17 protein-coding genes and 1 rRNA gene are annotated in these 17,671 nt (G+C 48.2%); 5 read left to right on the top strand and 13 right to left on the bottom strand.

What is annotated here, in order from left to right; all coding sequences use genetic code 11:
* Together AB4Z29_RS31725 and AB4Z29_RS31720 are read right to left on the bottom strand one after the other, a co-directional pair.
* Positions 1 to 126: ribosomal RNA gene (locus AB4Z29_RS31725) — 16S ribosomal RNA — on the bottom strand; the annotation flags it as partial.
* Between the two features lie 227 nt (positions 127 to 353).
* On the bottom strand, positions 354 to 1,301 hold the full coding sequence (locus tag AB4Z29_RS31720; RefSeq protein WP_441946875.1) for a helix-turn-helix transcriptional regulator: 948 nt from the start codon (positions 1,299 to 1,301) through the stop codon (positions 354 to 356).
* Between the two features lie 119 nt (positions 1,302 to 1,420).
* On the opposite strand from AB4Z29_RS31720, the gene AB4Z29_RS31715 reads away from it, so the two are divergent.
* The gene (locus AB4Z29_RS31715) at positions 1,421 to 1,906 is read left to right on the top strand and encodes a DinB family protein (protein ID WP_441946874.1); all 486 of its coding nucleotides are present in this window, start codon (positions 1,421 to 1,423) and stop codon (positions 1,904 to 1,906) included.
* 80 nt (positions 1,907 to 1,986) lie between these two features.
* Here AB4Z29_RS31715 and AB4Z29_RS31710 read toward each other — a convergent pair whose 3' ends face one another.
* Positions 1,987 to 4,914 carry a family 78 glycoside hydrolase catalytic domain gene (locus AB4Z29_RS31710; protein ID WP_441946873.1) on the bottom strand — a complete coding sequence of 976 codons (2,928 nt, stop codon included), beginning with the start codon at positions 4,912 to 4,914 and terminating at the stop codon, positions 1,987 to 1,989.
* Positions 4,915 to 5,059: 145 nt separating this feature from the next.
* Between AB4Z29_RS31710 and AB4Z29_RS31705 the strand changes: the two genes are divergently transcribed.
* Both AB4Z29_RS31705 and AB4Z29_RS31700 read left to right on the top strand, forming a co-directional pair.
* A complete protein-coding gene (locus tag AB4Z29_RS31705) occupies positions 5,060 to 5,992 on the top strand; it encodes a helix-turn-helix domain-containing protein (RefSeq protein ID WP_441946872.1) in 933 nt (310 codons plus the stop codon).
* Positions 5,989 to 6,183 (top strand): hypothetical protein, encoded by a 195-nt coding sequence (locus AB4Z29_RS31700; protein ID WP_441946871.1) that lies wholly within the window; start codon positions 5,989 to 5,991, stop codon positions 6,181 to 6,183. The genes AB4Z29_RS31705 and AB4Z29_RS31700 overlap by 4 nt, the downstream gene beginning before the upstream one ends.
* Before the next feature lie 111 nt (positions 6,184 to 6,294).
* Here AB4Z29_RS31700 and AB4Z29_RS31695 read toward each other — a convergent pair whose 3' ends face one another.
* From AB4Z29_RS31695 to AB4Z29_RS31680, 4 genes are read right to left on the bottom strand one after another with little or no spacing between them, the layout of a single operon-like run.
* The gene (locus tag AB4Z29_RS31695; RefSeq protein WP_441946870.1) at positions 6,295 to 7,044 is read right to left on the bottom strand and encodes a spermidine synthase; all 750 of its coding nucleotides are present in this window, start codon (positions 7,042 to 7,044) and stop codon (positions 6,295 to 6,297) included.
* 35 nt (positions 7,045 to 7,079) lie between these two features.
* Positions 7,080 to 7,535, bottom strand: coding sequence for a GNAT family N-acetyltransferase (locus tag AB4Z29_RS31690; RefSeq protein ID WP_441946869.1), 456 nt, complete (start codon positions 7,533 to 7,535; stop codon positions 7,080 to 7,082).
* Positions 7,536 to 7,561: 26 nt separating this feature from the next.
* Positions 7,562 to 8,467, bottom strand: a complete 906-nt coding sequence (locus AB4Z29_RS31685; RefSeq protein WP_441946868.1) for a copper amine oxidase N-terminal domain-containing protein — start codon at positions 8,465 to 8,467, stop codon at positions 7,562 to 7,564.
* 26 nt (positions 8,468 to 8,493) lie between these two features.
* Positions 8,494 to 9,042 carry a hypothetical protein gene (locus AB4Z29_RS31680; RefSeq protein ID WP_441946867.1) on the bottom strand — a complete coding sequence of 183 codons (549 nt, stop codon included), beginning with the start codon at positions 9,040 to 9,042 and terminating at the stop codon, positions 8,494 to 8,496.
* Positions 9,043 to 9,203: 161 nt separating this feature from the next.
* On the opposite strand from AB4Z29_RS31680, the gene AB4Z29_RS31675 reads away from it, so the two are divergent.
* Complete coding sequence (locus AB4Z29_RS31675; protein ID WP_441946866.1) at positions 9,204 to 9,872, top strand: AlkZ-related protein; 669 nt, start codon at positions 9,204 to 9,206, stop codon at positions 9,870 to 9,872.
* A gap of 150 nt (positions 9,873 to 10,022) precedes the next feature.
* On the opposite strand, the gene AB4Z29_RS31670 is transcribed toward AB4Z29_RS31675, so the two are convergent.
* The 3 genes from AB4Z29_RS31670 to AB4Z29_RS31660 all read right to left on the bottom strand — a co-directional run bounded on the left by AB4Z29_RS31670 (position 10,023) and on the right by AB4Z29_RS31660 (position 13,485).
* Positions 10,023 to 11,780 (bottom strand): methyl-accepting chemotaxis protein, encoded by a 1,758-nt coding sequence (locus tag AB4Z29_RS31670; protein ID WP_441946865.1) that lies wholly within the window; start codon positions 11,778 to 11,780, stop codon positions 10,023 to 10,025.
* A gap of 209 nt (positions 11,781 to 11,989) precedes the next feature.
* Complete coding sequence (locus tag AB4Z29_RS31665) at positions 11,990 to 12,793, bottom strand: aminoglycoside N(3)-acetyltransferase (protein ID WP_441946864.1); 804 nt, start codon at positions 12,791 to 12,793, stop codon at positions 11,990 to 11,992.
* Between the two features lie 5 nt (positions 12,794 to 12,798).
* Complete coding sequence (locus AB4Z29_RS31660; protein ID WP_441946863.1) at positions 12,799 to 13,485, bottom strand: hypothetical protein; 687 nt, start codon at positions 13,483 to 13,485, stop codon at positions 12,799 to 12,801.
* A gap of 219 nt (positions 13,486 to 13,704) precedes the next feature.
* On the opposite strand from AB4Z29_RS31660, the gene AB4Z29_RS31655 reads away from it, so the two are divergent.
* A complete protein-coding gene (locus tag AB4Z29_RS31655; RefSeq protein WP_441946862.1) occupies positions 13,705 to 14,760 on the top strand; it encodes a ParB/RepB/Spo0J family partition protein in 1,056 nt (351 codons plus the stop codon).
* Positions 14,761 to 14,819: 59 nt separating this feature from the next.
* Here the strand turns inward: AB4Z29_RS31655 and AB4Z29_RS31650 are convergent, their stop codons facing one another.
* From AB4Z29_RS31650 to AB4Z29_RS31640, 3 genes are all read right to left on the bottom strand, one after another.
* Complete coding sequence (locus tag AB4Z29_RS31650) at positions 14,820 to 15,386, bottom strand: GNAT family N-acetyltransferase (RefSeq protein WP_441946861.1); 567 nt, start codon at positions 15,384 to 15,386, stop codon at positions 14,820 to 14,822.
* A 51-nt stretch (positions 15,387 to 15,437) separates the two neighbouring features.
* On the bottom strand, positions 15,438 to 16,163 hold the full coding sequence (locus AB4Z29_RS31645) for a hypothetical protein (RefSeq protein WP_441946860.1): 726 nt from the start codon (positions 16,161 to 16,163) through the stop codon (positions 15,438 to 15,440).
* Positions 16,164 to 16,338: 175 nt separating this feature from the next.
* Entirely contained in the window at positions 16,339 to 17,301 is a 963-nt protein-coding gene (locus AB4Z29_RS31640; RefSeq protein WP_441946859.1) for an alpha/beta fold hydrolase, read from the bottom strand.
* Between the last annotated feature and the right edge of the window lie 370 nt (positions 17,302 to 17,671).

The raw sequence follows: 17,671 nt of genomic DNA, 5'->3' as shown, positions 1-17,671 counted from the left end.
AGGTTACCCACGTGTTACTCACCCGTCCGCCGCTAACCTTGTCCCGAAGGACAAGATCCGCTCGACTTGCATGTATTAGGCACGCCGCCAGCGTTCGTCCTGAGCCAGGATCAAACTCTCCAAATTGGTGTTTGAMWTGCTCATTACTTTGTTATCGCTTTTTCGCTTATCCCGAAGGATTTGCGAGGCAGTTRTTACTCGTTGTTCAGTTTTCAAAGAGCAATCTTTTTCTTTCGTCCCGGTGTATTTCTTGGCCGGAATAAGAATATACCATGGACAAGCACAGTATTGCAAGTGTTTTTTAAAATTAATTTCAAAACCACTTCAAACAGTCTGAACCTTTTCACAGAAACCTATACATACTTCGACATCATCGCCAATAATATCTCCTTCACGCTTTCGATGAGCTCAGCTGGTTCCTTCACGGTTGCCTCATTTCCTAAGCCCATAAAAAACTTCGCGTAATAAGAAATGTCTGCATGGCGAGCCTTTCCATCCAGCCATCCCGTTCCGTCCTCCCGAACATGAAGCGTAGGCATCGGCCACAGCTCCGTCTCGCAGCGCTGCACGCCTTCCCTGCTCAGCTCTACATAAAGCCTGGTATAGGTCACTTCCGTTTGAAAATATTCATCCCGGTTGCCAAGATGAACCTCTCGGAAGTCCATAGGCACCATTTCGGTTGAATCATACTCGGCTGTTCGGATACGATCGCACCGAAACAATCGCAGCTCGTTTCGCAAAAAACAATAGGCAGGGCAGTACCAAAAGCCATTGCTGGCATAAAGACCAATCGGTTGTATCGGCCGACTCAGCCTTCCGTCACGCGAATCATAGCCAATTTGCAGCACCTTTTGATGAATGGACGCTTCAAGCATTATGGACAAAAAAGGTACCTCGGAGCTCCTCTCCGGTGTGAAAATATCAATTCTATGCTTCATTTGATCAATTCGGTCGCGAACGTCCCCCGTCATATAGAAATAAAATTTGCTGAGCGCCGAGGCGGCTTCTTCCTTGAACGGAAGATAGGCGTAATGGCGGAGGGCGTGGCTGGCGAAAAAAATAGCGACTGCTTCCTCTTCCGTAAACGCAATCGGCGGCAATATTCTTTCCTTCAGCACCTGATAACCGCCATGTGGCCCTACTTCTGAATATAAAGGTACACCGAGCTCACTCAGCTCCTGCAAATCCCTTAAAATAGTACGTGTAGACACCTCAAACTCCTGAGCAAGCTCCTTGACCGTAAATTTCCGCTTTCGGTTAACGGTCATCATCAAATCAATCAGACGCTTCGATTTCGACATGGATATCCTCCATCATTCTTTTTATATTTATGACAACGATTGTCACTATTATAATCTACAATTAAAACTGAGCCTACTAAGGCGTAACTGGATTTCAAAATATGAATGGAGTGAAACGCATGTCAGCTGTAATTGAAGTCAAAGCTGTGCAGCTAGAAGAATTGGAGCATATCGTCAAAACATCCTCGAATCTCATTCGCAAAATCTCGCCAGAGCATTGGAGCTTCAGACCGCACGCCAATATGAGATCGCTGCTGGAGTTAACCGAGCATCTCGTATCCGTTCCATCTTCAGATTTGCTCATTTTACAAGAGAACAGCGAAACCGTTATACGCAAGCTGGAAGCCGATATCGCTGAAAGCTCTGACATTGAACGCCTGGTTGGTTGGATGACGACCGGCCTCCATGAAGTCAAAAGCTATATGGAGAGTCTTTCCGAAGAAGATTTCCTTCATAAAAGCACAAAGCCCTTCTATCTCGAGCATGGTACTGTACAAGCCAAATGGCTCGTTGAAATAACGACCCATGCGCAGCATCACCGAGCTCAGCTCTTTACGTATTTGAAAATGCAAGGCTACGAGGTTAACATGTTTGATCTCTATTAAACAAGCCATACAAATAAGCTCTCCGCTGCCAGAAGGCAGTGAGAGCTTATTTGTCCTTATATTGATCTGCCTTTAACAACCTATACCAGCAGTTTCTTTTCTCGAATGATTCCGCGGTAGCCCTCCGGAACCCGTATATTTACTTTGACTGACTCGGGATACTGCACAAAAATTTCTATTGTCTCATCTCCCAGCAGCTTCCATGACACATCAATTCGACCTGCATCAGGCAGCGGTACGCTCCCTTTCGCCCATGAGAGACCGCTTGGCTCCGGATGAATGTCCACCTCTGACCAGCCAATCGCCGCACTGCGGATGCCGAGCACCTCGCGACCAAGAAAATAAGCCGGCGCAGCCGACCAGGCATGACAGTGGCTTCTAGTCAGCATATTAGGATTAGCTCTATTTTCCGTGAAATTAGGATACATCTCCCAGCAGGTCGTAGCGTCATGCTCGATCATTTGCCCGAAATTCAAGCGAATATCATCCACGATTGCCGTATTCCGACCGGATTTCGATAGTGCCTCATAATAGAAGAAGGACATAAACGGACTGCCGATTTGAACAAAATGCTCAGGCGCCTCTACTAAATAACTTTCCACGATGCCGCTTCTATCAGCTTGCGCAACCCCAGTCAAATAGGCCACTACTTGCGTCTGGACTGAAAAAATATCAGATCTCCGGCCATCCACATGGATGCAATCCAAATAGGCGGATTGTTCCTCCGACCACAGATGCTGATTGATAGCAGCTTGTAGCAGGTTCGCCGCTTCCGTGAAGCGAAGGTCTCCATTCGGATCATTTGCGAAGATGGCCATCTCGGCAGCTACGCGCAGCGTTTTTACCAAAAAGCAATTCTGGTGCGTCACGATTCCGTCATTCGGCTGATCGATCGGCGACCAGTCTAACAAATTCCAGCCTTTTATCGCCAGAAGGCCATCTTCATTGATTTCTTTCAGGTAATGCTCAAGCGTGAAACGGATATGCGGATACATCTCAGCAGCAAAGTCCATATCTCCAGTCTGTTCCACGTATTCTCGGCAAGCAATCGCCCAAAAGAACGTCCAGTTCGGGATCACGCTGCTCCAACCGCTTGGTACCTGATCGGCAAATAGCGGCGTTTGATCTTTGGAGCCCGGAACAAGACGCAAGCAGCGCTTTACGATGTCATTCACGCCAAACAAATAGTTGCTTACAAGCGCCTCGTTGCGGCTGTCTCCTACCCAGAACACTTGCTCATAGGCCGGACAGTCCACAAACGTATCCTCCATGCAAAGCTTCGTCGTATGACGGCTAATTTCCCAAATGTCATTAAGCAGCGGATCTGAGCATTGGAAGCTGCCGATCTCCGCAACTGGATAATGGTTGGCCATGTAATGAACGTTGAACAGCTTGACCGAACGCCCAGCTTCTCGAACCGTCAGCATCAAATAACGGAGTCCTCTTCTTATGGGGGAAACGTATTGCTGCCTTCCCTCTCTGCACACATAACGAAGCGTATTATCGAGTCCGAACGTATCCTGCCGGTAATCCTCCGTCATATACTCGAACCCGTAGAAATCGAGTATCGTTCCCGCTTCTGCCTCGACCTCAAACGATAGGTATCCAGTCAGCTCCTTGCCGAAATCAATAATAAGCTCCGTGTCGAAGCCAGAGTAGAGCGGAACGATACCAGCTTCCGCATTCGGCACAACTGCATGTTGCAGCGCTGCTGGGACGGCATGCGGATTGCTCTCTTTTTTCCAGACAGACAGGCCGAATACATCCGCTTCACTCACATAGCGTTCATCAATCTCGTGGATAAAGGCCGAATATGCGGCTAAATCCTCCACAGCAGCTACTTTTTCGATAACCTCTTTATATGTTTTGTCCTCGAAATCAATCTCTCTTGTTTTCTGGTGATCGAGATAAAACGTCGAATCAAAAGGTCCGATCGATATAAACGGGGATTGGCTCTCTTGTTGGCCGGCTTCCCCTGCTAGCAGCGGACTTCTCAAAGCGATAGCTGATTCACTGTATAAGCCGACATGCAGCTTGCCCGTATGCATCCGACCGCTAACATCGATTAGCAGCAGGTTATCACCTTTCATGAGCTTAACCGAAGCATATCGTTCCGGCATGGCCCCTGTAAAAAGCTCCTCGCTCAGCTTGTTCCCATTCAACGATACCGAGCCTACGCACTCTCCTGCAAAAGGGAAGCCTAGTATAATCTCAGTCTCCACCTCCGCACGGAGGACCGTTGCCGTATAACCCGTGAATCCAACCACATTGGCATGATTCTCGCTGCCCGCAACCATATGATTGCGCATATCAATTGCTGTCGAGTACGTAAAAGACCGGACACTGTTCATGGACAAAATCCGCGAAGGATAGATCGGATATTCCGCTAGCAAAGGAATATCACGTTCCTTAAGTGACACCCACGGACCAACCCCCACTTCACCGATAACGCAGGGCTTCTCCCAGCTTTGATCATCAAAGCCGTTCCCGATCCAATTATCCGGCCATAAGCCTGCATCCACATACTCCGAGAAGCCCTGCTGGCAGGACATTCGCGGTGCACGTGCATGATGCCCCTCGTGAATGGACGTTTTCCAAGCATCATCCGTGGCAAGCAGCATCTCGGCACCCGATTCCTGAAGGCTGTCGATCTGTACAAGCAAGCCGCCGCGGCCGCGCAAATAATAGAAGGTGGATACGCCAAAGTGAAGCACGAATACTGCAATCGTATTGGTCTGCCCCGGAATCAGCAAATGTCCAATCTCATACGAATCATAAAATTGCTCAACCGTCCAAGAGCGAACGGGGCCTCTGCCTATCTGCTTGCCGTTTATATAAAGTACATAACGGGAGTCCGCACTAATTCGCAGAACCGTTGGTGTCTGCTCAGCAGAGCCTTCAGCTGATTGTGGAGGCACGAAACTTTTTCGGAAGCAGCGCCATTCATTGCGTGGGCTTTCCTCCTCTCCGCCCCATATCCAGCTCGCATTCCAATTCGTATTGACCATGTGATCCAGCTCCCTCTGTGCCAGCACTCAGCTGCAAGTGCGTGCATTCTTACTCTCATTATAGTAAAATCAATGAACTGAATTACTATCATTCCGGACATTTAATCATTGAAAAACGACATTCGTTTAGGGGAGAAATAGAACTATGCCTACGAAACATTCTCAGTTGTACAAGGTCGAGCAATTTCTACAAGAAGACGAGTACATCTTTGTAAACCGCGCTGCAGAAAACTTTCATCTCCCGCTCCATAACCATGATTTCATCGAGCTTGCTTATGTAGCAGAGGGCAAGGGCTTTCATCATATCGGAGAAACCGTCGTTCCCGTACACAAAGGACTGTTGTTTATACTACCGCCAGGGATCTCGCATGTATTCCGGCCATCGACACCTTCACGAACCAGCCCTCCGCTCATTGTATATAACTGCGTCTTCCGTTCATCCCTGCTCATATCCTTGCGTGATTGGATTGGAGGAGCGCCACCGATTGCGGATTTTCTGGAGCAGCAGCTTACTCAGCCAGCGACGTTCCAACCGCTCTTTGATGACGAAGGCCTCATCGACGCCTTGTTCTGCAGCCTGCTTCGCGAGTACAATGACCCGCAAATCGGGTCGGATGCTTACTTGCGGTCATTGCTCGTACAGCTGCTCGTATCTATTCATAGGCTGCTCCAACATATAGACAAGCCATCAATTAAGCCGGTTTCCGTCCAGCACATCCTTGACTATATGGAACAGCATGCACACGAAAACTTGACGGTCGGTCAGCTTGCCGAGCGCTGCCAGTGGAGCGAGCGGCATTTCGCCCGCGTGTTCAAGGCGCATACCGGACAATCCTTTCTTCGTTATCTGCAGCAGCTGCGGATCAAAAAAAGCTGCGAGCTTCTCAGAAGCCCACAGCAAAAAATCGGTTCGATCGCAGAAGAAGTCGGCTATAAAAATATCGATGCCTTTCTCACGCACTTCAAAAGAATTGTCGGCATGACACCTCGCAACTATCGCCGCATAGTACAAAACAGGCAAGTACCGGATATCTCTGCCGAGGCATCCGACGGTCAAAGGAGAAATATGCTTTTATGAGATGGAAAGTCGTTTCCTATGAGGGTCGTTTTCTCGTCTGCCGCAAAACGTGGCATTCTCCGGAATGGATGGGTATAGAGAAGAAGGATATTCGTTTATTGGTAATCAACAAACGAAAGCAAGCTGTCGAGGTTTATGCGGATTGCTCTACGAACGAGCTTGCCCAGAAGCTCCTGTTCCACAAGCGTTAGCTTACTGCATTAGCAAACTTGCTAGTCTTTGCATTAAAAACCGCAACCTAATGAAGCAGTAAGGCTATTAATTTTTTGCAGGACAAGCAGCAGCTTGCAGCCGCAGCCCCCTTAAGCATCTTGTTTGTCACGCATGACATAGCCCTCATCCAGTCCAATCTCAAAGAAACCGGCCATGGCCATCGACTCATATGCAATCGGACGATTGCTTCCTGCCAATATAATGTTTCTCGCATCCGCATGATGCTCCGCCTTAAGGGAGAAAGCTTTAACATGCATAAAGACTTCTTTGAGCGTCGCGTATACGGCATCGATTAGCGTGTCATTCTTCAGTTTACCCGTTACATTCAGCAGAAGCATGCCTCTAGCATCTAGCTTCGCCTCCGCCAGCTCCATAAACTCCAATGTCATTAAATGATAAGGTGTGCCGGCCTCCGTGAACGCGTCCAAAATAATATAATCGAAGCTGCTCTGCTCCTGTTCGTCAAGAAGGAAGCGTCCGTCACCGACTCTTACATTATTCATGTGGTAATGAAAGTACGTTTTGCTTAGCTCGACTACCGCCTCGTCGATTTCCGCTACGACAAATCGCTTATTCGGGTAATGACCGGGAATAGTCCCGACGCCGTGTCCAATCATAAACACGTTATTGAAAGCAGGATCGTTTCTCTCCATCAAGTGGATAATCGCTCTTGGATATTCCAGCACGATCCGCTTTGGCTCCTTCAAATCAATGGCGCCTTGAATCGCATAGTCAGAAAATTGCAGGAATCGAAACTTACCGGTTTCCCCGTACAGCTGATTGGTTTCATAAACGGAAACTTCTTGAGCGCCGTTGATTGCCTTCCTTAATAGCTGCAATGGTTCCTTCTCCTTATGTCTATTAAATATAAACCTTATGATTTCATCTTCTGGAAAGAGGTAATCGACAGCTGGTCTTCCACAAGGAACACGTCCGTTTCCACAAAACCGCTTTGCTTGTAAAAGCTTACGGCCGGAACGTTTTCGGTTCCCGTTGCAACTATAATCACACCTTCTGAGCCCGCTAGGCTCTCTACGTAACGCAGCAGCTCCTTGGCAATTCCTTTTCGGAAATGCTTAGGGTGAACCATCAATCGATGAATGTCGATGATTTCCTCTTCCCGTTTTATCGCGATAGCCCCGCATAGCTCACTGTCCAAATAATAACCGTAAAAATCTTCGCCGCAGTCGATCAGCGTTTCCACTGTATCCTTTAGCGGAGGCAGCGCATCAAAGCCGATAAGCTCCGCCTCTACCTTGTAGGATGGAATTTGAATGCCCAGCACTTCCTCCGCGATGCACGGATCGGTTATATCGATTCTTTTGATCATACTCTCAAACACGCTTCCTTCTAAGCTTATTCTGTCAACTTCGCATCTGTCCTCACCTCGCCATCAATCGGCATAATCAGAACATACTCGTTCTTTTCTTTGTTATACCGATCAACGGAGGCCTGTGCCGTCCTCTTCCCTGTGCTGTCTACTGTACCGTAGAACACTTTATCCGTCATAAGGCTATCCGAAAAGTAAACAGAGTCGCCAAATGATTTCGGTTCTTGTCCCGATTCGCCGTTTTTCCCTATAGTATCCTTTTGCCATTTTATTTCGGCAAGGCCGTTTTCGTTGATCTCGAGATATGTGATTAATCCTCTGTACTCTACAGAATAACGGAGCGCTTCCCCTCTTGGAAACGTGTAAGTCATCGTAAAGCCTTCCCCGTAAGGTTGAATTGCTTTCTCCGAGTTCAGCTGCGGAAGGGTGAGTACCACTCTGCGTGCTTGATCAAGTTCACCGCTTCTGAGCATTTGGAACCGCTCTTCGCCTGTCGGTGTGCGAACGATGACCTGCTTGCTTTTGCTGTCGTATGTCGCGGTCCCTCCCAATGTTTCCGTTACAAAACGCAAGGGGACGTAGGTTCGACCTCGCTTCACCGTAACCGGAGCATCTAAAGCGACTTTTTTTCCATTGATGTCAGCTATTTTTAATCCGTCCTTCAAGCGCACCGTTATGTTTTTATCTGAATTAATGATAATAATGGTCTTTGTGAATGATTCGTAGGAATAGCTGATTTTAGCAGGATCATGAATGGCTCTTAATTGAACCATCGTACGGCCGTTCACATTCAGTACATCATTCTGATACGCCCCGTTAATAAACAACTTTAGATCGGTCGCAGGGGAAGTTGCAGCCATCACCGCTGAGCCAGCACTTAGAACGCCCATCATTGTTAACGCAGCGGCAGCCGTCTTTAGCCATTTCTTCATCTTGAATGCCTCCTTATCATAACGTATTATCGTAACTCCTCGTTTTTCCCCATAAAAAACGCACCATCTTCCCACTTATAAACCATCGTATCAAGCGGTGTTCCGTGCTCAGCTACGATTTCTTCCCTTCGTTCGGATAACCGAAGACGTGCGTCCGCTTCGACTAGCTGCAGAAGCTCTGCCGTTGCAGCCGTTGTAAGCACATATCCTTTGTGGGTGTCCTTAGCATCCATAATCATGCCTTGCTGCCCGCTTTGCCCAATCCATAGTAAATAGTTGTGCACCTCCAGCTGAAGGTTAACCGTGAACGTATAGTCAGCCGCTGTCACGTTCAAGATGCCAGGAAGCTCTTGAGCCGTTTGGACGGCGCGTTCAAAGGCTTCTACCTGTTCCTGTTCCGAAAAGACAACAGCGTCGTTACTCTCCCCTGAAATTTTGGAAATGGAAACACGGCTTGATAGAGCAGCTGCAGACTCCTGTCTGCTCGTAACGATTGGCCCCTGCGTGTCCGCTGCGCAGCCGGTGAGAAGGAGCACTGTCGCTGCCATCGCTGCAACCGTATTTTTCATATCCATGCCACTCACCTCCCGTAGGATCCTTATTATGTAAATCCCCTTTATATGACGCCGTTTCGCACAAAAAGGTTTCTGCCTTATTTATTCAAATACATCGTGTAAAGCAGGATAGCGTTGGGAATTACTAGAATAATAGAGTAACTTAAATGAGGAGTGAACGCATGAGTATTACAACGTACCCTGAATTCGTGCAACTGGTCGATCAATATAAAATTTTCCCGTTTTCTGATCTGATTCCCGATCACCCTTCGCTTACCTCCGTCGCGCCAAGCGATAGCTGGCACAAAGATAACGAGTTTGATCCTTGGCTGTGGCGTGTTAAGATCGTCAACGACGAGCATGCGGCATATGGGAAGTTTTTCGGCTCCAAGTTAAGTTTCGTACGGGTCAGCTTGTTCCCTTACATTCCGCTTCTGCTATCACAAGGAAAAAGCGTTGAAGCTCGATTTCAAAGCGGTTTATTGTCTCAACACGCACGGGATATATACCGAATCATCAAGGAAGCTGGCAATATTGACGCTAGAAACTTGCGCAAGGAATCCCGGTTGACCGCCAAGGAGCAGAAAAAAGATTACGAAAGAGCACTTGTTGATTTGCAGAACTATGCGGATATCGTCATTACCGGAGCTCAGGAAAGTGACATCGAGGGCGGGTGGAGCAGTATGTGTTACGAAACCTCAGAGCATTGGCTCTATGAAACGCTGAGCGACACGCCGGAGGCACCTCGTCATTTGCCAGAAGCGAAAACGTTTGTCAAAACAGAACTAACCGAGGTATGCACGGAGAAAGCGCTCAAATACTTGGATAAAAAGCTGCGGCTTTCCTTATAGCGCATAAATAAAGGGGAAGTGCTCAGATTAGCGTATGCTAACGGGCATTTCCCCTCATTACTTTTCAAAGCAATAGAATCTGATTCGGAGCAACTATGCTTCTACCTTCAATATGCAGATTACGCAGCATCCGCGACCGCTTCCACACCTTTACACATTAACCTTTGCGACGGCCTCTCTCATATCCCTTGTGTTCTCGCTTAATAGAGCAGAAGCCTCCTGCACTTGCTTCATCATTTCCAGCTGTTTGGCTGTGAGCGTCTGTATCTGCTCCGTTTGATCGGATACGCCGCTTGCGATATGAGCAATGCTGCTCACCGTTGCTGCGACCTCCTCGGAGCCGGCGGTCAATTGCTCCGTAGCAGCCGATACCTCCATAATTTGCTCGCTTACGAGGCGGAACGATGCCACGGCTTGCAAGAATGCCTCAGCCGCTTCACCCGATAGCGAAACACCATCATTAATTTCTAGCGAAACCTTCTCCATCTCCGTGCTGATTGCACCGGACTCCGTTTCGATATTGCCAAGCAGCGTCGATATCTGCTGCACGGAGGATGCCGAGGCTTCCGCAAGCTTGCGAACCTCCTTCGCCACGACCATGAAACCCGCTCCATGCTCGCCAGCCCGCGCGGCTTCTATTGAGGCATTCAATGCAAGAAGCTTGGTCTGGTTGGCAAACTCGCTGACAGAGCCGATAACTAGTCCAATTTGTCCGCTATACTCCTTTAGCTGCCTTGCAATATCGAGCGTTTGCGCTGTTGAATCCGAGATGCTCCTAATCTGGTTATTCAGCTGCTTCATAGCGATTTCGCCTGATTGCGCGCTTTCAAGCGACTGTACCGCCGCATTGGAGACTGTCGAAGACGACTCTGCAATCCTTACAATACCTACTGCGATTTCTTCCATCGCCAGTGCACTGTCCTCCGCGCTTTTCTTCTGCGCATGCGCGCCTTCATATATATGCTGCACGGAGCCATCCATCGTTTCGCCCATTTGCAGCATTTGATCCGCATGACTGGCAAAAGCTTGCGAGGATGAAACGAGCTGCTCCGACGTTTTCCCTACATTCACTACAACCCCGCGAACTCTCTCGTTCAGATTCTCCGACATCGTGAGCATCGCCCTATAAACGGTGCCGATCTCATCCACCGAGGTAACTGGCGTTGCCCGCAGAATCGCATTGGCCTCCGCCAAATCCCCAGATGCCATCTTCTCTGCGCTGGCGGTTACGGTTTGCAGCGGCTGCAGCGAGCGTCTAACAAACCATACAATGGCTCCGATTAATACTAGGGTGATAAGCAGCATCATGATGTAGAGAGGCATGCTCTCCCAAATGACATCTGCAGCAAGCCGTTGAAATACGGCAGCATCCGTATCAATGCCGAGCGCTCCAACCACTGTGCCGCTCTCGTCCTTCAATGGAACATATGCCGATAGGTACGACCCGTACAACGGATTCTCTATAAGAGGCGAGCTTGCGTTCCTTCCTGCCACAACCGCTTCGGCTGCTTCAGCTGGCATATCGGTGACTTCATCTATCGGCGAAGCGTTGCTATCATCCTTGGGTAGGCCGTCTATCATAATTCTAGGCTCCAAATTATCCGCAAAGCGGACAAAATAAACATATCTCGCTCCGATTTGCGTACGGAAATGACTGAGTTCTTCTCGAAGAGACCAGTACAGCTCCGTCTCCTTCGGTTCTTTCAGAAACTCGGAAAAACGTTCAACCTGCAGCGTAACGGCGTAGCTCTCCGCAATTCGGATATTATAGCTGTTAATCGCCTCTTCGACAGCCGACTTGGTCTGCACAACCTGTGTGCCGATATAGCCTGCCGCTATTAGAATCATCACCGCTGTCATCGCGCATAAAATGCGGACAATCAAATGTTTTTTCAATACCGTTACCATAGCTGTTTTCCCCTCTGCTTTGCGCCCGTCCTATAAGATTATCGCTCTAAGTGAATGGGCTGATGATGGACAATGTTATATTGCTTATCATACCACCATCATTCGACAATCGGGGAAAAATATCCAAACTTAATACCTAAATTATACTAGTCCTAAAGACACCTTTTCTTGTTATCTCAGACTATGTTACGTCGTGGCTATATTAATCGCTAAATCCGAAGTCTCTCCATCCATTTGACGGCGAAATCGACCAGCGGTTTCGCTGGCATAAGCTGCGCCTCCGCATGCCCTACCTTTCCTCTACGGATCAAGCCCGTTTCACGCTCAAATGCTTGCCCCAGCTGTTCAAAATCATCCGAACAGAAATCAATGTCCGCGAACGCAGCCCACTCCCTCTTACCTTCTATCCATATCGGCGCCTTGTTGATCATCTCGGCCTTGCCTGCATATTGCGCCCGATATTCCGCCAGATGAAGGGTTGTATTGCGGTCATGTCCCACGCCGAGCAGCAGAATCCAGCCCTCCTCCCCATACAAGCGGGCAATTGGCGATTGCTCGCTTAAGCAGTATGCTAGACTATGATCCGCAGTCATGATGGACTTCTTCGCTCCCCAGGCAGCGAAGGACACTTGTGGATGGTCGCTGCGCACAACGCCGCTTTGTTTACGAAAACACTCATTGATCATGCCCATGTTAAAACAAGGCGTGAGATCCGCGGAAAAAGCCGGCATTCCTTTTCTAATCGGCTCCCACCACGATTCGTTGACAGGCGGGTTCCGCCAATTCTCCGGGTCGGATAAGTCTCCGGTATGCGTAGGCATAACAAGCGTTCCGCCATCGCCTAGACATGTCTCCATCGCCAAAATAACGGCCACTGGCCCACCGGCTACAAAACCGCCAATGGCCTTCATTGAGCTATGCATCAGCAGCGTCATGCCTGATACAACGCCTAGTTTTTTGAAATCTGCCTGCAACGTCTCCTTCGTCCACAATTCGCCTTGTAGAGGTTCCATATCGCTTACTGCTCATTCCTTTCTTTTTTGAAGGCCAATACGTCCTCCAACCGTTCTGATTTCAGTACCAGCGTCTCCGTATCAAATACAAGAAATACCGGAAACGCATCGATACGGAATGCCTTCTGCACATCCATTACATAAGCGGGGTCATGCTCCATCCAGCTATATCCGCCGTTCATTAACATTTCCGCCTCTTCTTTCTTGAAAGCTTCGAGCGGATAGGGCTGCGATTCGCCTTTACCATAAACAACCGTTGTTCGTAAATCACCCTTACGGCTAGCCAGCAATCCGGCTCTCATCAAGAGCTCCTCATTCGGCATTGAAAGAATAATGAGCTCATCCGGCGTATCCGTTTTCACCTTTGTGCTCGGCGGATTAATCTGCACCTTCTGTCCCCGCTTCAGGTCGACCCAGCCAAGTTTCTCGCCTGCTTCATTCGTAATGGTTGTGCTTTCGAGCACCCGCGCCTCATACTCCGCTCCCCAATCCTCGATAGCTGGCCCTGGCTCATCCCGCTTCGCCCATTCCGAAATATTGAAACGAACCGTCTGCTCCTGCTCGCCAAACCCATCTATGAAACCGATCATTTGATTATCGCGATAATGGCCGTACGGCTTGCTGCTGCAGCTGGATATCAGCAGCCCTACAGCCAATAAAAGAATAATACCCGATCTTTTTAAAGGCAGCATCCGCCATCCCCCTTTGTTTATAACTAAAAACGCCGGACAGAGAGCAATTGTTTCATTTTTTTTGAAATCTATACATTTATTTTCCCCGCTGAAATCCATACATTTATTTTCCCCGCTGCGCCAATCGTTTCCTCATTCCCGCCCATGCTATATAATAGAACAAGCGAGCAACAAAAGAGAAACGTTAAGCATGGCAGCAAAGCCTTAAGGAGAATTCATATGGATATCATTGAAATCGTTACCGATTTAATCGACGAAGATACCGATCAGCCCAGATACCAATTCGATGAGGAAGCCCTGCAGGAGCTCATGAAGAGCATTGATGAGATCGGTTTGCTCTCCCCCATTAAAGTCAGAACGACACCTAACGGCCGATACAAAATCATTTATGGCAACCGCAGGTACAAAGCAAGCAAGATGCTCGGCAAGGCGACCATACCTTGCATCGTCTCCACCGTTACCGACGAGATGGAAATTTATTTGGAGCAAATCGCAGAAAATCTGACACGCGAGGGCTTCTCGCCGATTGAGGAGGCGGAAGCTTTCAACAAGCTGCTGAATGATTCTAAATTCAGAAGCTCTACTAAATTTTTATCAGCCAAGCTCGGCAAGCCGGAATCGTATATTAAAAACAAATGCGAGCTACTTAAGTTCAGCAATGCGGTTAAAAAGCTGATCGTCGGCGGCACCGAAATCAAGAGGGACAGGCTGACCGAGGATCAACTGCTGCCGCTAAAGGATTTGCCGATGGAGCACAGAGACGCGCTTGCGCTTATTGCAGCAAGAGACGAGCTGCCCGTAAGCGATGTGAAGAAAATAGCAAAGCTGTTCAAAGACAAAACAATTTCTGACAGCACCAAGGACAAGCTGCTCTTCAAGTCCGGAAGCGGATTGATCGAAACCTGGTCGACCCATGAGCAGAACAAAGCCGAACGCGCCAAGCCTGCGGCTGAGCCAAAAGCCGCCGAACCAAAAGCAGAGAAGCAGCAAGCACCGGATCTTCCTGCCGCAGAGCAGAAGACTAGCCGCCTCGCTTCCTCGGCAGCTCCCATCGAGCAAGCGCTTGAGCAGCTGGCTTCTGCCATTCCGGCACATAGCGTATTGACAGCAGAGATGCTTCAATCTGTTGCATCGATTCAGGCAAGCAGGCAGGTTCCATTCCTGCAAGGAATAGACGTGATCATCCAGCAGCTTGAGAATCATTTGGCTGATTGGCGAAGCGCCCGTGAATTCGCCAGCAGCCGCCTGCAAACCGTCGCATCGTCGGATGATTAGCTTTGAATGCTGAACGCCAACAAAATAGCCAAGCACATCGTAACTGTGCTTGGCTATTTTTATTTTAGCTCGTATTGCGCTCTGAACTCATCCTCAAGCATCGACATCGTAATCAGATCATGATACGCCCCGTTCCAAAACAAAGCATCCCGTTCTATACCCTCGCGATGAAAACCAAGCTTCTCATATACATGAATAGCCCGTGGATTAAAGGCATATACGCCCAGATGAATCCGATGCAGCTTCAGCATCTGAAAGCCATAGCGCAGCATAAGAATCATCGCTTCGGTGCCGTATCCGCACCCGCGATGCTGAGCGCCTTGTAAGCCAATACGGATATTGGCACTGCGATTCATGCTGTCAATCTCATTCAGAACAACCTCGCCAAGCAGTTCGCCCGTATCCTCCAGGATGATGACAAAATCGGCCCGATCAACGTTCATTGCTCCGATTTTGTTTATCCACGCTGCAATTGCATCACGTGTAAAATCAGTTTGCGAGCCCGTAAGCTCATTCATCTCTACATCCTGCAAAAAAGAATAATAGGCGTCCAAATCAGACTCCCTTGCATAACGCAATATGATGGGGCTTCCTTCATTGCGAAGCTGTGGTAATGGTTGTGTCATAATCTACTTCTCCTTACTTATATGTTATCCATTATTAGCGGAATTTCGTCTTCACCCTAATCGAACGACTAATTGATCTCCGACTGGATAATAATACGTTCCATTATCGTAATAGATACATTCCCATTCCTTATAGGCGTTCGAATATGACATAGCTATAATGGCTACAGAAGCATCTGGTCGTTCAAGCAAAGACAGCTCTCGGTTTCCCCCCGTATGCAGCTCATGCTTTGCCATGAAATATATTTCCTTCGACTGTTCTCCCGATAACTCGCTCGAATAAAAGCCTATCACTTCTTCCTCCAATTGTTCTAAGCTATAGTAGGCTGAAATGTGCTGTGGAAAAATCGTTTTGACTGCGTGAATTCGCCATAAATCAAAAGCCTGCCTGCTCGTCAGTCCAGCTGCATGCTGATTAGCGGTATGGTTGAATTCTGCCAGAAACGAAGCATATAAAGAAGCTTCCCAATATATACTGCCATCCTTCAGACCGGAAGCCGCTCCCGTTCGAGCTTCATCAGTCTCAATATAAGGTAACTTCCAAATGACCCAATTAGCTAGCTTAAACACCTGGACAAATCCTTCACTGCTGCAGCCAGGCTGGAAACATTCTTCGCAAACGTCCAATTGAATTAAATTTTCGCGGATCTCAATGGATGGAAGATTTCCTGAAATACGAATTCCATTTAGCAGCAGGCTTCTACTAGCGATTTGGTCTAATCCAGCCGCTGTTAGCCCAGAAGACGATGAAATCAGCTCATATGTTGAGACTCTCATAATCATGCCTCTATTCCTTGTTTCAATTATTTATCCGCTCAGTCTTGCAACCAAGCGGCTCTGTATATATTCTACATTCGCTAGCTGTCTGTGAAGCTCCTTTTATCGCTATTCCATTTAGAGCGGCAGAGCAAAGTAGCCATGGTCTCCTTTGCTCTATTGCTTTTCAAGTCACTTATTCTGCCAGCTGCAGCAACTCATCAACAACAAGTTGCGGCTGGTAGCTGTGTATGTAATGTGAGCTGTCTTGCACGATGATTTGCTTGCCGGCAACGGACCACGATGGTAGTGCTGCTTCACCTTCCAACCAAGCTTTATCTTCAGCCAGCTTGCCGAAGTAGTCGGCAGTCAAGACTGTAATAGGGATATGCAGAGGCTTCCCGCCCGCTAATACGGTTTCGGCATTTTCTCGGCTTTGTCTTATTTCATCCCTCATATTCCGATTCCCAACCTTAAGCAGCATGGCTTTTCGATTCAGCTCCTTTCTCTCCTCCGTCAACAGCTTATCTCCGTTGCTTTGGTCAGCGACCCAACCGGCGAAGCCGTTTAGATGATATAAGGTACGTAATATGCCCGTTGTGCGAAGAGCGCTGTGTAACCAAGGAATAAAAGTAAGCTCCGGGCTCGTTTGATAATATTCCGGACTCCCGCCTTCAATAAGCAGAATGCCTTTTACTTCTTCGGGAAATCGCTGTGCATATCGAATAGCTTCCAGTGAACCCAGGGAGTGAGCCGCAAACACATAAGGCGGTTTCTGTCCGGAGACTTGAAGCAGTTCATGAATTTCGTCGGTAATCGTATCGATATCCCGCTTTCCGCCCGTCATATCGCTGTAGCCATAACCGAACCGATCATAGACTGCTATCTTCACATGCTGCTTTAGACCTTCATACAAGGGGGAAAAATCAACGTAAGGATTGACGGTTCCCCACCCCGAAGCGAAAACGACCGTCACATCCCCTGTTCCCTCCGTATAGAGATGCATCATATTGCCTGCTACATCATACCGATTCCCGACAGGGTGGTAGGTTTTTCTGTCTTGCTTCGCTCCGTACCATTGATATACGGTCCCGATAGCTGCTAACGTCACAAGTATGACGAGTAGGCTTATCGCTGCTTTTCGAACACGTCTCCACAAACTCTTCCGTCTCCCTTCAAGCGATTCGTTTCCCTTCCAGAGGCAACACTTCCCTACAAATATATAGGAATAAATTGTAAAATAATACCGCCTGAAGCAGGGGCAATTCCCCCACCTTTGGTCTATTTATAAGTTGCAACAAAATTATCCACTACGCGAGACAAAGCTACGCTGCACTTTGTACACTCTACTCGTCGTTTATGTGACCTCTCTCTTGCTACGCTGTAGTTTCTGCTACAGAATGCCTCATTTCCTGCGATTATTCGCTCATAAACGCGATTCTGTTGCACTATGTACATCGTAGCCTCCCCAGTCGGCTGCCATGTCAGGTTTCTATTGCATGAATTGCAATGTACGTTTCATACTACAA

Source organism: Paenibacillus sp. 2TAB23, assembly GCF_052115165.1.
GTDB lineage: Bacteria > Bacillota > Bacilli > Paenibacillales > Paenibacillaceae > Pristimantibacillus.
The sequence above is the reverse complement of the archived record's forward strand: the minus strand, read 5'-3'. Positions and strand labels throughout refer to the sequence as shown.